Origin of the sequence: Pseudomonas migulae, from assembly GCF_043225285.1 — a bacterium.
Classification (GTDB): Bacteria; Pseudomonadota; Gammaproteobacteria; order Pseudomonadales; family Pseudomonadaceae; genus Aquipseudomonas; species Aquipseudomonas migulae_C.
Map to the genome: position 1 here is coordinate 1072178 of NZ_CP171224.1, position 14646 is coordinate 1086823.

Below are 14646 nucleotides of genomic sequence, written 5' to 3' on the forward strand. Positions count from 1 at the left end.
CTCACGTCATGACCCATGCCAATACACCCGCTATCGACGTCATCGACCCTCGCGGACGAAGTGTCAGGCGCGTGGAATATCACCGGCGCGACGGTACGGCCTTGGCTGACAGCTGCGTCACCGAGCACGTACACGATGGGGTGGGTCGCTTGGTGCTTAGCCGTGATCCACGGCTGTTTGATGCACATCGGCAAGGCCAGGCTGTCGCCAGTCAAATCAATGTATTCAGCTTGTCGGGTGCGTTGCTTTTGTCCGAAAACAATGACGCTGGCTGGCGCCTGGGATTGTTCGGCGAGGACGGGCAAGGCTGTGAAGGCTGGGATTCAAAACTCAGCCATAGCCGCGTGCAACATGACGGGCAACGCCGGCCAACGGCCACATTCGAGAACGCCCACGGTGAACCGGAACGCTGCACTGCGCGGTTTTCCTACGCCGATGCCAGCGCCGATGCAACTCGCAACCATCGCGGCCAGGTACTTCGATATGACGACACGGCCGGCACCGTGCACTACATCGAATTCGGTCTGACCGGGGTGCCGCTGGAACACGACCGTACGTTTACCGAAGATCCGTATTGGCTCGTGGACTGGCCTTTGGCCGAGAACGAGCGCGATGCGGTTCTGGAAGCGGAATCCGCTGTCACGCGTATTCAATGCAACGCGGCGGGCGACCCCATCAGGCAGACCGACGCAAAAGGGAATATCCAGACATTCGTTCAGACCCGTGCCGCCGAGCTGAAGGAAGTTCGGCTGACCCTGGTCGGACACACTGGAGAAACGCCACTGGTCAGTGATATCCAGTACAACGCTTTCGGGCAGATCGAACGACAAACTGCCGGAAATGGCGTTGTTTCATGTGCGACGTTTCGTCTCGACGATGGGCGTCTGGACCACCTGAAGGCTTATGTGCCAAGGCAATCCGCGCTGCAGGATCTGTCGTATCAGTATGACGCCGTCGGCAACATCACGTGCCTGGCCGACGCGGTCGATCCGGTGCATTACCACCGCAACCAACGCGTCGCGCTAACCAATCACTATCGTTACGACAGCCTTTACCGCCTGATAGAAGCCCGCGGCAGCCAGAGGCGCAATGCCCCCGGCGGCCCGCAACTTCCGGAGTTCCAGATCGGCGCCGACCCTGCGCAGCTGGAAAACTACACACGCCTCTACAGTTACGACAAGGCCGGTAATCTGGAAATCATGCAGCATCATGCTGCGAGTGCAAACCGCACTGAACGCACGGCAATCGCTGCTTCGAGCAATCGCAGCCTGCCCGAAAAGGTCGACGGTGAACTGCCTGACGAGAACGAGATTGCCGCCGGTCATGATTTGAACGGCAATCGAACCTACCTGTTACCGAGGCAAAACCTGCTGTGGGATCTACGCAACCAGTTACGTCAGGTCGATCAGGTGGTGCGTGAGGACGGGCCTGACGACATTGAATTTTACTTGTACGACGGGAGTGGCCAGCGTGTGCGAAAAATTCGTCAGGCTTACACCGGGACACTGACCCGTACACACGAAACCCGATACCTGCCGGGAGTGGAAACGCGTACTTCCGCTGACGAAGTGCTCCATGTCATCACCGTCAAGGCCGGCCGTAGCACGATCCAGGTGCTGCACTGGGAGAAAAAACCGGCGTCAGACATCCCTCAAGACCAGCATCGCTACACCTTCACCGATCATCAGAATTCCAGCACCCTTGAACTCAACGAGGACGCAGGGCTCATCACGTGGGAGCGCTTTTACCCGTATGGCGGAACCTGTTGGTGGGCCGGGCGCAACAAGCTCGAGGCCAGCTACAAGACCCGGCGTTACTCGGGCCAGGAGCGGGATGCGACCGGGCTGTATTACTACGGATTCCGGTATTACATGCCTTGGTGCCAGCGATGGCTCAGTGCCGATCCGGCAGGGATTGCCGATGGGTTGAATCTGTATGCGATGGTGCATGGCAATCCCACCGGGCATGTCGACTTGCAGGGATTAATCACCTCACAAGAATCAAACGGGGCTGCCGGCGCCGCGATCAGCCGTGACGGTCTGAGTGCGTTGGCGGGGGGGCTTGTTCGATACGTTGCAACACTGGGGCTGACACAATGGGCAACCAATACCGATGATCCGGACAAGGCAGTAGACGTCACTGCCAACCTGGCATTGACCGCAGCAGGCACCGCTGTAGGCGCGTTCGTCGTTGGGTCAATGGGCATGGCTGCGGGCAGTAACGTCGCTTCCCGATACAGCAACAGCCGTACGGCACAAAAAATTGGAGCAGGCGTGGGCGCTTTGCTCGGTGCCACTATGGGAGCAGCAGCGCCATTGTATGCCTACCTGAGCAACCCCGAAGCATTGAACGTCACCGCGATCAGCATCATCAGCAGTGTGCCTGGCAACGTGACAAGGGAGGCAGGACAGCGAGTTTCCGCAGAGCTTGGCCCCCGGGTAACACTGGCGCCCTCCGGGCTAGCAACTTTGATACGAACACCGGCTTATGGTGCTCTGCTGTTTACCGGCGGAGCAGTGCGTGCAGAGCTTCCACCTTTGGTCGGTGTGCTTGTCAGCGCGGCCGTCGAGGGGCTGGATGGTGCCTCCATTACTTTTATCAATACTTTTCTTGGCGGCACACTTGAACCGGGAACCAACGAACTTTCCAAGCCTCGTTTATGGGAAATGGTCTATGGCGCGTCTACCCGTACAGCCGGTTCCATATCAACGGCCTCGCTGACGTTTCTGTCCTCGCCACTGACAAACTCAATTACAGACCCTTACCTGCGGGCAGCCGCGGCCGCCACCATGGCAACACCTACTGAAGCCCGGACCTATTTGGGCCAGTTTGTGCAACGTGGTGCGCTTGATTTTCACAGATATGGCGGCAGCAACTTCCAGCCGGACCGTTTTTCCCCGAGCGCAGCAGGGCCCCTTCCACCCCAGAGCTATCGCCGTCGGAGCTTTTCAAATGGGGATATTCCCATGGCCGAACTCAGAAGTACCACCGCTGCATGACCACCAGGATCAGCGTACCGGGGGTGTTTGCCCCAACGGCACCACCGCCATGGTCAACCGCGACACACAACTGGCCTTGCCCTCATCGCTGGTCAGGCGAATGTCCCAGACATGGGTGGTACGCCCGATGTGAATCGCCTTGGCCACCGCCGTCACCCGGCCACTTCGCAGCCCTCGCAGATGGTTGGCGTTGATTTCCAGGCCCACGCAATAAAACTTGTTCGCATCGATGCACAGATAGCTGGCCATGGAGCCGACGCTTTCGGCCAGCACCACCGAGGCGCCACCGTGCAGCAAGCCATAGGGCTGATGAGTTCGGTGGTCGATGACCATGCTCGCGGTCAGGGACTCTTCGTCGAAGGCTTCGAAGCGGATATCCAGCACTTCGCCGATGGTGTTTTTCTGGATTGCGTTCAACTGCTCGATGTTGGGAGTGGTACGCCACAAACTCATTGCTGACATCCTTTGTTGGTTTTGTTTGTCACTCAATCCTGCCACAGCACGGCTTCGCTGCGCTCGCTCCATTCTTCGAACCGGGAGCCGTAAGCCGCTTCGATCACGTTGCGCTTGATCTTCAGGGTCGGCGTCAGGAAGCCGTTTTCCACGGCCCAGCTGTCCTTGACCACCACGAGCCGGCGCAGGCGCTCATGTTTGTCGAGGGCACCGTTGACGTCTTCAAGGAGCTTTTCCAGGCTCGAATGCAGGCCGGCGCGTGAGGATCCGCCAGCGTCCTGCTGACCGACCGCCGAGAGCACGCACAGCCCCAGCGGCGCACTCAAACCGTCACCGACCACGCACACCTGCTCGATCCGCGAATGCACCGCCAGGCGGTTTTCGATCGGGGCCGGGGCCACGTATTTGCCTTTGCTGGTCTTGAAGATTTCCTTCAGTCGCCCGGTCAGACGCAGGTTGCCTTCGGCGTCTTGCTCACCCTTGTCTCCGGTGCGCAGGAAACCGTCGGCGGTGATTGTGTCGGCGGTTTTTTCCGGCTCCTTGAAATAGCCGAGCATGGTCGCGCCACTGCGCACCATGACTTCGCCAGAATCGTCGATCCGCACTTCAACCTCAGGGCACGGTTTGCCGATCCAGCCGGGCTTGTTCTCGCCTGGCCGGCCGATGTGCGAATAACCGCAGCTTTCGGTCATGCCGTACACCTCCAGCACGTCCAGCCCGAGCTTGCGGTACCACAGCAACAAGGTCTGCGGCACGGGCGCGGCACCGGACAATGCAACGCGCAACGCATCCAGCCCCAGCCCGGCCAGGACCTTGTGCCCTACCCGCTTGCCGATGAAGGGCAACCCGAGGAGAAAATCGAGGCGTTTTGCCGGGATCTTGCTGTACACGCCCATCTGGAACTTGGTCCAGATACGCGGCACCCCGAACAATGCGGTGGGCCGCGCACGCTGCAAGTCAGTCAGGAAGGTGTCGAGGCTTTCGGCAAAGAACACGGTTTGCCCGGTATAGATCGACGCCAACTCGACGAACATGCGTTCGGCGACATGGCACAGCGGCAGGTACGACAGCAGGCGGTCCGACTCATTGAGACCGAACAACTGCGTGCCGCGGGTGGTGGCGAACCCCAGGTTGCCGAAGGTGTGCATCACGCCCTTGGGCATGCCGGTGGTGCCGGAGGTGTAAATGATGGTCGCCAATTGATCGGTGGCAGGTTTCGGATCGTCCTGGATCGGTGAGCTCGTCAGCAGGTCGGCCCAGCTGAAATCGAAACTGCCCGGCGGATGCAGTGGCAGGCTGATGGTCGGCAGATCAGGATTGACTCCGCGGGACATGCCGGGCCAGTCGTCGAGCTTGCCGATGAACGCCAGCGCCGCTTCGGAATGGTCGAGTACTTGCGCAACGGATTCGGCGGTGAGGTTCGGGTACAACGGCACCGAGACGTGTCCGGCCATCCAGATGGCCAGGTCGGCGATGATCCAGTGGGCGCAGTTTTTCGAGATCAGGGCGATGTGGCTGCCTTGGGGCAACTCCCGCGCTCGCAGCCAATGCGCGGCGCACCGGGCCTGATGGCCGACATCTTCCCAGGTGAGGGTTTCGACCTGGCCACCGCCCACCGGCTGAACCAGAAAGCGCTGGCGGGGATGACGGGCTTCACGCTCGTAGAAGACGTCCAGCGGCAAACGAAAAGCAGCAGACATGCGACTCGCTCCTGTGTTTTTTTATTCTGGAGCAAGCGTAGTCAACCAAGCGGTTGCTTGGTTGACTATTTCATTACAAAAAAACAGCCACACCGTCCCACACTGTAGGAGCGAGCTTGCTCGCGAAGGTCGTGAACGATAACGCGTGAATTCAGGGGAATCGCGTCATCGTTAACGACCTTCGCGAGCAAGCTCGCTCCTACAGTTGTCCGATCACTTTACGGATGCTTGATGCCGTTGAGCTTCATCGCCCCGGCCAGCGGCAAATCGCCTTCCAGCTCCGCGAGACCGGCGGTGGCCACCCTTTCAGGGTCCTGCACATGACCATGCTGAAGATAACCCAGCAAATTACCCACCAACGGGTTATGACTGACCAGCAATGCGCGATCCACGGACACCAGTTGTTCCGAAACGACTTGCGGGCTGTAGTCGGGGGTCAACCATTCGACCGTGCGAATTTCCGGCCCGAACCCCAGCGTCTCGCGCACCAGTTGCGCCGTCTCCTGCGCACGCCGGTAAGGGCTGGCATAGATGGCGGTCAGCTTTTTGTCCATCAACTCGGCTGCCGAGCGCAGCACCTCTTCGCGACCGTGGGCGGTCAGTGCCCGCTCGGAATCAGGACGTTTGCCGTGTGGCTCGGCTTCACCATGACGCAATACCCAGAGTTTCATAGCTTGGGTTCCTCATCTCGGGCCGGATGCGGAGCAGGTGCGACAACGTGTGGCGCTTCACCTTCCGGCGTACGCGGCGACGGCCAGTCGGCGAACGGCCAGGGTTTCTGGTCGCTGTGAAAGGTGCCGAAACGACCGATCTGCGCCAGAAACTGGCTCAGACTGTCACCGAAGTTCATCAGGCTGGCGCTTGGCGCGCCATAGATCAAACGATAGACCAGTTGCACCAGCACCACGGCGCCGAGGATGAACTGCGCCACCTGCCAGACCAGCAAGAAGACGATCATCCACAACACCCGCAGCAGGATGGATTCGTACCTGGCCTCTGTTTTCGGATCGTTCATAGCCCGCTCTCCCTGATCAATCAGTTGAAACCACTGGTGGAAATAAAATCGACATCGGTCTTCGGTTCGCCGCGCATCAGCAATTCAATCACCTGATTCAGCGTGCGCCCTTCGAACAGGATCGCATGCAGCCCGGCGACCAGCGGCATGTAGACGCCAACTTCCTGGGCCTTGGCCTTGAGCACTTTCAGGGTGTTCACGCCTTCGGCGACTTCGCCCAGACGCGTCACCGCGTCCTCCAGGCTCAAGCCCTGGCCGAGGGCGAACCCGACCTGATAGTTGCGGCTTTTCGGCGATGAGCAGGTCACGATCAAATCACCGACACCCGCGAGCCCGAGAAACGTCATCGGGTTGGCGCCCTGATTCACCGCGAAGCGAGTCATTTCCGCCAATGCCCGGGTGATCAGCATGCTCTTGGTGTTTTCGCCCATGCCCAGCGCCACCGCCATGCCGGCGATGATCGCGTAGACATTCTTCAGCGCACCACCCAATTCCACACCGAAGCGGTCGTTGCTGGCGTACACGCGGAAAGTGCGGCCGTGCAGCGCTTCCTGAACCCGCTGGCAGAGCTCTTCGTCTTCGCTGGCAACCACGGTGGCGGTCAGCGCGTGTTCGGCGATTTCCCGCGCCAGGTTCGGCCCGGACAACACGCCGATGCGCGCTTGCGGGGCGATCTCTTCGAGGATCTCGCTCATCAGTTTGAACGTATGGGCTTCGATACCTTTGGTCAGGCTGACCAGCAGTTTGCCGCTCAACCGTTCGGCGTGCGGGACCAGCACCGCGCGCAACGCGCTGGACGGCAGCGCGACGAAGCACAGGTCGCACGCCTCCAGCGTGGCTTGCAGGTCTGTGACCGCTTCCACACCGGGGAGAATCTTGATGCCCTTGAGGTAACGCGGGTTCTCGCGATTGACCCGGATGGCTTCGGCCTGCTCCGGGTCTCGCATCCACTGCCGGACCTGATGACCGTTTTCGGCCAGCAGATTGGCCACGGCGGTACCAAAACTTCCGCCTCCCAGGACCGCAATCGGGCGCTGTTCAGTCATATGCAATCCGTTAATCCATACCAGTGGCGATGCCGGCATTATACGGAGCGGCCCAGTGTCGGCCAGCCCCCGCATCAATTACCGGCACTTGTAGGAAGAAGACCAATAAATCCGAGGAAAATGCCGCCATCGTGACTGGAAAAGTCGACCGGCTCGGTTAACATGCGCGCCAGTTATTTACTATCAAGGATGTGTTGTGTCGTTTGCTGCTGCTTCACCCCGCTCGCCGCTGGTTCTGGCGCTGATCATCAGCCCGCCATTGCTGGCCGACGACTTGTTCCTCGACAGCGACCCGCTGCCGCACGTGCTGACGGCTACGCGCCTGAAACAGTCGCCGGCGGCGGTTCCTGGGAGCATGACGGTGATCGACAGTGAATTGATCGACGCCAGCGGCGCCCGGGACATCAGCGAGTTGCTGCGCCTGGTGCCGGGAATGATGGTCGGCAACATCAACGGCAATCAGGCCGCCGTGAACTACCACGGCACCAATGCCAGCGAGGCGCGGCGCATGCAGGTCCTGATCGATGGGCGCTCGGTGTACCGCGCCGGCCTGGCCACGGTGGACTGGAGCGATATTCCGGTGGCCATGGAAGACATCGAGCGCATCGAAGTCTTTCGCGGGCCGAACACGGTCAGCTACGGCGCCAATGCGTTGATGGCTGTGGTCAACATCATCACGCGCAACCCGGCCGACAGCCACGGCACGCGGATGAAAGTCACCCGTGGCCAACGCGGTATCGACGATTTCTACGCCAGCCAGGGTGTGGGTTGGGACGATGGCGACTTGCGCCTGTCGCTGTCCGGCCAGCAGGACGACGGCTTCGACTCGGACCGCACGGGTGCCGACTACCGCGACAGTCGCCGCTTGAACCGCTTCAACCTCGCCGTCAGCCAGACGCTCGACGAACGGCAAAGTATCGATTGGCAGTTGAATGCCAAGGACGGCGCCAACCAGCGGCCGTACACCTACCGCCCGGTGTTCTCGGGGATTACCGCCGCCGGGAACAATTCCGACGTAATCGCCAAGGACTATGCAGGTTCCTTGCGCTGGAACCTCGACATCAATCCCGATCACAGCCTGTACGTTCAAGGTTCGGCCCAGCATTGGGATCGCCAGCAGACCTGGCGCGCTTGTGACGCCGAGGTCTCGTTCAGCCCCGAGCTGACCCGCCTCTGGCAACTGAACCCGAATTACACCGAACGCCTGGCGCGCAACATCGAACGTTTCCTCGGTCCCGGGGCACCGGCCGGCACGGCGGCGGAACAAGCGCTGGCCAATCAGGTACTGAACCAGTGGCGCAACGGTGCGCGGCAAACCCTGTGCGGCGACATCGACCAAAGCACCCGGGAATCGCGCTACGACCTCGAATTGCAGGACACCCTCAGTCTGTCAGACAGTCTACGACTGGTCAGCGGCTTGAACTATCGTTACGACCGGGCCGATTCCGAGACCTACTTCAACGGCACGCTCGATGACACTACGTGGCGGGCCTTCGGCCAACTCGAGTGGCGGGCGAGCGAACACTGGCTGTTACAGGGCGGTGCGATGTTCGAAGACACGCGATTGACCGGCAGTTCGCTGACCCCGCGTGTGGCGGTCAACTACCTGATTACACCGCGCCACGGTTTGCGCGCGGTGTATTCAGAGGCCATTCGCTCGCCGGACATGTTCGAGAACAACGTCAACTGGAGCTATCGGGTGACCAACCTGCAACCCGCGGCCTACGGCCAGAGCAGCGCCCGCTATTTCGTCAGGACCCGCGGCCCTGGCGACCTTGAGCAGGAACGCATGCGTTCAAGAGAGCTGGGCTACAACGGTCTGTTCGCCGAGTGGGGGCTGGCGGTGGACGTGAAGGTGTTCCACGACGAAATCACCGGCATGATCAGCGAACCGCTGCGCAACAATCAGTACATCGCCAGCAACGCCAACAGCTCGCGCTTCACCGGGGCGGAAACCCAGCTCGACTGGCACTTGAGCAGTGCCGACCGGTTACGCCTGACGTACGCCTACGTCGATGCCCAGGCGAGCAATCCACTGGATGCCCGCCAGACCGCACGCAACAGTGGCTCAGCCGGCTGGCTGCGCAACTGGGGTCAGGGCTGGAACAGCGCCCTCTTCTATTATGGTGACGACGCACTCAACGGATATCGCTTCGAACGGGTCGACACCCGTATCGCCAAGCGTATCAGCCTTGGCAAGGCCAGCCTGGAACTGGCCGGCGTGCTCCAGCAACGACTCGACCACCAGCCCACCACGTTCGTCGACAACAACTATGACCAGCGACGGGTGATGTACTTCAGCGCGGAGCTGGCGTTCTAGATGTCGCCCCGCTCGTCACGGAAGACGCCAACCCTTGGCAGCCTGCTGGCCGGGGTGTGCCTGGTGTTTGCCGGTTGGCTGGGAAGCCTGTCGGCCAGCGCCGCGGACATTCTGTTGACCGGCGCTGAAGACAGTTCCGGTATACAGGCCTTTGCGACGGCCCTTGGCGATCTGCGCCCTGGCGACTCGGTACGCTTTGAGCCTTTGGCGAACTTGCCGGCACCAAGCAAGTTGCCCGCCAGTACCCGGCTGATCCTGCTGGACCTGCCGAGCCTCGACTGGCGCCTGCAAGAAGTCCAGGGCCCGGCGACGCTGGTGCTGCGCATCAGTCGCCTGCAGGCTCGTCAACGCCTGGGGGCGACCCTGCCCGAACATCTGAGCCTGCTCTGGAGCGATCCGCCACCGGACCGGCAATTGCGCCTGGCCCGACTTCTGTTGCCCCAGGCCAAACGGGTCGGTGTGCTGTACGACAATCACAGTGAATTCCTGCTGAGCGAACTGCGCCAGGCGGCCCGCCCGCTGGGCCTTGAGATCGTCACCCAACGCTGGGACAACACCAATGACAGTCGTCCCTTGCAAACGCTGCTGAAAAATAGCGATGTGCTGTTGGGCCTCGACGATCCCGACTTGTACAACCCGAAAACCGCGAAGAACCTGCTGTTGAGCAGCTATTCACGGCAGACCGCGCTGATCGGCCCGAACGCCGGATTCGTCAGGGCCGGGAGCCTGACCAGCAGTTACAGCGATCAGAGCGACTGGCTGGCGATTCTCGACGAATTGCTCGACTTGCCAACGGCCGCCTGGCCGCGCACGCATTACGCCAACCGCTTCAAAGTCTTGAGTAACCCGCAAGTGGCTCGTTCATTAGGTATTGAACAGATTAATGAAGCGCTGGTCGCAACACAGTTGGCCGAAGGAGAAAGCCGCCCATGACCTTCCGTCGCCGTTGGGACATCAATACCCGCACCCAGATCATCAGCCTCGGCCCCGCCCTGCTGCTGACCTTGCTGCTGATCAGCTTCTTTACCTTCGTGCGAATTCAGGATTTGCGTCAGGAGCTCAACCACACTGGCCAACTGATCGCCAACCAACTGGCGCCAGCGGCGGAATACGGGGTGATTTCCGGCAACAACGAAGTGCTGGAAAGCTTGCTCAAGGCCACCCTGGCCACGCCGAATGTGCGTTTTCTGGAGGTCCAGGACAGCGCCAACCGGATCCTGGTGTACGTCGAACACCCGGCGCAAACCCACACACTGTCGCAACAGGTCGAAGTGTTCCAGGCGCCGGTGCGCCTGCAACGGATCGCGCTGCACAATGATTTTTTCCAGGGCAGCAAAGTCGCCACCACCGCCCCCGCAGAGGATTACCTGGGGCGGGTGATCGTCGGGCTGTCGAATGACGCCTTCAGCAAGCGCCAGCAGGAAATCCTGTTCAAGGCCGGCATCCTGGCGCTGTTCGCCCTGCTGTTTACCTTCCTGATTGCCCGGCGCCTGGCCGGCAGCCTGTCGCAACCGATCCGCGACATCGGCAACGCGGTCAAGGCGATCCAGAGCGGCGACTACAAGACGCCGCTGCCGATCGTCGACGACACCGAACTCGGCGCGCTGTCACAACACATCAACAACCTCGCCAGCGGCCTCGAACAGGCCAGCCGCGAACAGCATCAAGCCATGGCGCAGTTGATCCAGACCCGTGAAGAAGCGGAAAAGGCCAACAACGCCAAATCGGATTTCCTGGCGATGATGAGCCACGAACTTCGTACACCCATGAATGGCGTGCTCGGCATGCTGCAACTGCTGGAAACCACCGAGATGACCGAGGAGCAGGTCGAGTACGCGGCGTTGGCCTCGGAGTCCACCGAACACCTGCTCAAGGTCATCAACGACATTCTCGACTTCTCGCGCATCGAGCGCTCGGAGCTGGAACTCGAGCACATTCCGTTCAATCTCGCGGAACTGATCAACAGTTGCGCCCAGTCGTTCCAGCACAGCGCGGCGCAACGCGGCCTCGAACTGGCGCTATTGATTCCCGAAGACATGCAGGCCTTGCAGGTTCAGGGCGACCCGACACGCATCCGGCAAATCCTGGTGAACCTGGTGGGCAATGCGCTGAAGTTCACCGAAGAGGGGCGCGTCTCCATCGAACCGCAATGGCAGTCGCTGGATCACGAACTCCTGTGGTTCACCTGCACCGTGCGCGACAGCGGGATTGGGATTTCGGCCGAAAGCCTGGAGCTGATGTTCAACGCCTTCCAGCAGGCCGACAGTTCCATTTCGAGGCGTTATGGTGGTACCGGGCTGGGTCTGCCGATTGCCCGCACCCTCGCGGAACGCATGGGCGGGACATTGCGCGCCCAGAGCGAGGAAGGTCGCGGCTCGGTGTTCACCCTGGAAATCCCGCTGGCGCTCTATAAACAGACGCTGCCGGTGCGCACGCCACGCGCGTCGACCGGCAGCGGCGACGGCGAAGGTCGCAACGTGCTGCTGGTCGAGGACAACCCGGTCAACCAGACGGTCATTGAGGCGATGTTGCGCAGCCTGGGCTTCACTGTCAGCGTCGCCACCGACGGTGCCCAGGCGGTCCGCAGCGCCGAAAGCCTGATTTTCGAAGCGATTCTGATGGACTGCCGATTGCCGATCATCGACGGCTATGAAGCCACCCGGCAGATCCGCCAACTGCCCGGCTGCACCGATCTGCCGATCATCGCCCTGACGGCGAACGCCTTGCAGGGCGACCGTGAAATCTGTCTGTCCGCGGGCATGAACGATTACCTGGCCAAGCCGTTCAAACGCACTGACTTGCAGCAAATTCTGCAGCGATGGGTGCAGTAGTGCAGGCCTTTCGACCATCTGCGACTGGCGTGAAAGGCGAAAGTGCGGCAGTCTTAGGCACCCGAACAGGCCCGAAAAGGGGCTTGAATAAAAATTTCAGTGCACAAGTGTACTTTCATGTCCTTGGTGCTGTGACTTTCACCACAACGCAATAGTCTATGAGTAGGCTGCTGACTCGAGGCATGAACGCTTCGATCGGCCGGGAAGATTTGCCCCACCTGCCGCATGGGACTATTGAGGAGCTCGCATGACCAAACAAAACGCCTTTACCCGGGAAGACCTGCTGCGCTGCAGTCGCGGTGAGCTGTTCGGCCAGGGTAACGCGCAATTGCCCGCCCCGAACATGCTGATGGTGGATCGCATCACCCATATCAGCGAAGAGGGTGGCAAGTACAGCAAAGGTGAATTGGTCGCCGAGCTGGATATCACTCCGGACCTGTGGTTTTTCGCCTGTCACTTCGAAGGTGACCCGGTGATGCCAGGCTGCCTGGGCCTCGACGCCATGTGGCAACTGGTCGGTTTCTTCCTCGGCTGGCAAGGTCTGCCGGGCCGCGGCCGTGCGCTGGGCTCGGGCGAAGTGAAATTCTTTGGCCAGGTCCTGCCGACCGCGAAGAAAGTCACCTATAACATTCAGATCAAGCGTGTGTTGAAAGGCAAGCTGAACCTGGCGATTGCCGATGGTTCGGTCAGCGTCGACGGCCGCGAGATCTACACCGCCGAAGGCCTTCGGGTCGGCGTTTTCACCTCCACTGACAACTTCTAAGGGTTATTCGCATGCGCCGCGTCGTTATCACTGGTCTGGGCATCGTTTCGTGCCTCGGCAATGACAAAGAGACCGTCTCCGCTAACCTGCGTGCAAGCCGCCCTGGCATCCGGTTCAACCCGGAATATGCTGAAATGGGTCTGCGTAGCCAGGTTTCCGGCTCCATTGACCTCCCACTCGAAGAGCTGATCGATCGCAAGATCTATCGCTTCGTCGGCCACGCGGCGGCTTACGCCTACCTGGCCATGAAAGACGCCATCGCCGACTCCGGCCTGACTGAAGATCAGGTTTCCAACCCGCGTACCGGCCTGATTGCCGGCTCCGGTGGCGCATCGACCCTGAACCAGATGGAAGCGCTGGACATCCTGCGCGAGAAAGGCGTGAAGCGCGTTGGCCCATACCGCGTGACGCGGACCATGAGCAGCACCGTTTCCGCTTGCCTGGCCACCCCGTTCAAGATCAAGGGCCTGAACTACTCCATCGCTTCTGCCTGCGCCACCAGTGCTCACTGCATCGGTACCGCCATGGAACAGATCCAGATGGGCAAGCAGGACATCGTGTTCGCCGGCGGCGGTGAAGAAGAGCATTGGAGCCAGTCGTTCCTGTTCGACGCCATGGGCGCACTGTCCAGCAAGCGCAATGACACCCCGGAACAAGCCTCCCGCGCCTACGACGCCGACCGTGACGGTTTCGTCATCGCTGGTGGCGGCGGCATGGTCGTGGTTGAAGAGCTGGAACACGCTCTGGCCCGTGGCGCGAAGATCTATGCCGAAATCGTTGGCTACGGCGCAACGTCCGACGGCTACGACATGGTTGCCCCAAGTGGCGAAGGCGCTATCCGCTGCATGCAGCAGGCGCTGTCCACCGTCGACACCCCGATCGACTACCTGAACACCCACGGCACTTCGACTCCGGTCGGCGACGTCGCGGAAATGAAAGGTGTACGTGAAGTGTTCGGCGACAAGGCTCCAGCCATCAGCTCCACCAAGAGCCTGTCGGGTCACTCCCTGGGCGCCGCCGGCGTTCACGAAGCGATCTACTGCATGCTGATGATGGAAGGCAACTTCATTGCCGGCTCCGCCAACATCGACGAGCTGGACCCGGAAGTGGCCGACCTGCCGGTGCTGACCAAGACCCGCGAAAACGCCACCATCAACACCGTGATGAGCAACAGCTTCGGTTTCGGTGGCACCAACGCCACGCTGGTACTGAAGCGCTGGCAGGGTAAGTAATACCCCGCCGCTTCGCTGCACACAAAAACGCCCCGACTGGTTCGGGGCGTTTTTTTTATGCTCGAAAAAAACCTGATGGCAAAACACAACACCTGTAGGAGCCGGCTTGCCGGCGATTGCGGCGGGTCAGCCAACACTCACGCGGATGTGCGTAAGTCATCGCCGGAAAGCCGGCTCCTGTAGGTTGTGTGCATGGCGGACCGGCCAGAAAACATGAAGCTTTTGTCATGAAACTCAAAGCCCTGCGACCGAATGTCGCGTATTCCGTGGGCTGCAGCACTTTTGCA

General features: G+C 60.7%; 11 protein-coding genes. 6 read left to right on the forward strand and 5 right to left on the reverse strand.

From position 1 onward, the window contains the following. The first annotated feature begins 8 nt into the window (after positions 1 to 8). Entirely contained in the window at positions 9 to 2999 is a 2991-nt protein-coding gene (locus tag ACF6ZU_RS04975) for an RHS repeat-associated core domain-containing protein (protein WP_392890783.1), read from the forward strand. Positions 3000 to 3008: 9 nt separating this feature from the next. Here the strand turns inward: ACF6ZU_RS04975 and ACF6ZU_RS04980 are convergent, their stop codons facing one another. The 5 genes from ACF6ZU_RS04980 to ACF6ZU_RS05000 form a co-directional block, all read right to left on the reverse strand. Then, complete coding sequence (locus ACF6ZU_RS04980) at positions 3009 to 3452, reverse strand: hotdog fold thioesterase (RefSeq protein WP_392890784.1); 444 nt, start codon at positions 3450 to 3452, stop codon at positions 3009 to 3011. 32 nt (positions 3453 to 3484) lie between these two features. Beyond that, positions 3485 to 5152, reverse strand: a complete 1668-nt coding sequence (locus ACF6ZU_RS04985; protein WP_392890785.1) for an AMP-binding protein — start codon at positions 5150 to 5152, stop codon at positions 3485 to 3487. A 218-nt stretch (positions 5153 to 5370) separates the two neighbouring features. Further along, positions 5371 to 5823, reverse strand: coding sequence for a phosphohistidine phosphatase SixA (sixA, locus tag ACF6ZU_RS04990; protein ID WP_392890786.1), 453 nt, complete (start codon positions 5821 to 5823; stop codon positions 5371 to 5373). Then, positions 5820 to 6167: a DUF4389 domain-containing protein gene (locus ACF6ZU_RS04995; protein WP_392890787.1), complete on the reverse strand. Its 348-nt coding sequence runs from the start codon at positions 6165 to 6167 to the stop codon at positions 5820 to 5822. The genes sixA and ACF6ZU_RS04995 overlap by 4 nt, the downstream gene beginning before the upstream one ends. 20 nt (positions 6168 to 6187) lie before the next feature. Then, a complete protein-coding gene (locus tag ACF6ZU_RS05000; RefSeq protein WP_392890788.1) occupies positions 6188 to 7213 on the reverse strand; it encodes an NAD(P)H-dependent glycerol-3-phosphate dehydrogenase in 1026 nt (341 codons plus the stop codon). A gap of 196 nt (positions 7214 to 7409) precedes the next feature. Between ACF6ZU_RS05000 and ACF6ZU_RS05005 the strand changes: the two genes are divergently transcribed. From ACF6ZU_RS05005 to fabB, 5 genes are all read left to right on the forward strand, one after another. Further along, on the forward strand, positions 7410 to 9533 hold the full coding sequence (locus ACF6ZU_RS05005; protein ID WP_392890789.1) for a TonB-dependent receptor plug domain-containing protein: 2124 nt from the start codon (positions 7410 to 7412) through the stop codon (positions 9531 to 9533). Then, positions 9534 to 10466 carry an ABC transporter substrate-binding protein gene (locus tag ACF6ZU_RS05010; protein ID WP_392890790.1) on the forward strand — a complete coding sequence of 311 codons (933 nt, stop codon included), beginning with the start codon at positions 9534 to 9536 and terminating at the stop codon, positions 10464 to 10466. Beyond that, on the forward strand, positions 10463 to 12364 hold the full coding sequence (locus ACF6ZU_RS05015) for an ATP-binding protein (RefSeq protein ID WP_392890791.1): 1902 nt from the start codon (positions 10463 to 10465) through the stop codon (positions 12362 to 12364). The genes ACF6ZU_RS05010 and ACF6ZU_RS05015 overlap by 4 nt, the downstream gene beginning before the upstream one ends. 247 nt (positions 12365 to 12611) lie before the next feature. Further along, positions 12612 to 13127 (forward strand): 3-hydroxyacyl-[acyl-carrier-protein] dehydratase FabA, encoded by a 516-nt coding sequence (gene fabA / locus ACF6ZU_RS05020; protein WP_392890792.1) that lies wholly within the window; start codon positions 12612 to 12614, stop codon positions 13125 to 13127. Positions 13128 to 13138: 11 nt separating this feature from the next. Further along, the gene (gene fabB, locus ACF6ZU_RS05025; protein WP_392890793.1) at positions 13139 to 14359 is read left to right on the forward strand and encodes a beta-ketoacyl-ACP synthase I; all 1221 of its coding nucleotides are present in this window, start codon (positions 13139 to 13141) and stop codon (positions 14357 to 14359) included. Positions 14360 to 14646 lie beyond the last annotated feature (287 nt).

Excerpts from the sequence above, each read along its gene's own strand:
- fabA (WP_392890792.1), top strand. The coding sequence starts at position 12,612 with ATGACCAAACAAAACGCCTTTACCCGGGAAGACCTGCTGCGCTGCAGT.
- ACF6ZU_RS05015 (WP_392890791.1), top strand. The coding sequence starts at position 10,463 with ATGACCTTCCGTCGCCGTTGGGACATCAATACCCGCACCCAGATCATC.
- ACF6ZU_RS04975 (WP_392890783.1), top strand. The coding sequence starts at position 9 with ATGACCCATGCCAATACACCCGCTATCGACGTCATCGACCCTCGCGGA.
- fabB (WP_392890793.1), top strand. The coding sequence starts at position 13,139 with ATGCGCCGCGTCGTTATCACTGGTCTGGGCATCGTTTCGTGCCTCGGC.
- ACF6ZU_RS05000 (WP_392890788.1), bottom strand. The coding sequence starts at position 7,213 with ATGACTGAACAGCGCCCGATTGCGGTCCTGGGAGGCGGAAGTTTTGGT.
- ACF6ZU_RS04980 (WP_392890784.1), bottom strand. The coding sequence starts at position 3,452 with ATGAGTTTGTGGCGTACCACTCCCAACATCGAGCAGTTGAACGCAATC.
- ACF6ZU_RS05010 (WP_392890790.1), top strand. The coding sequence starts at position 9,534 with ATGTCGCCCCGCTCGTCACGGAAGACGCCAACCCTTGGCAGCCTGCTG.
- ACF6ZU_RS04985 (WP_392890785.1), bottom strand. The coding sequence starts at position 5,152 with ATGTCTGCTGCTTTTCGTTTGCCGCTGGACGTCTTCTACGAGCGTGAA.
- sixA (WP_392890786.1), bottom strand. The coding sequence starts at position 5,823 with ATGAAACTCTGGGTATTGCGTCATGGTGAAGCCGAGCCACACGGCAAA.
- ACF6ZU_RS04995 (WP_392890787.1), bottom strand. The coding sequence starts at position 6,167 with ATGAACGATCCGAAAACAGAGGCCAGGTACGAATCCATCCTGCTGCGG.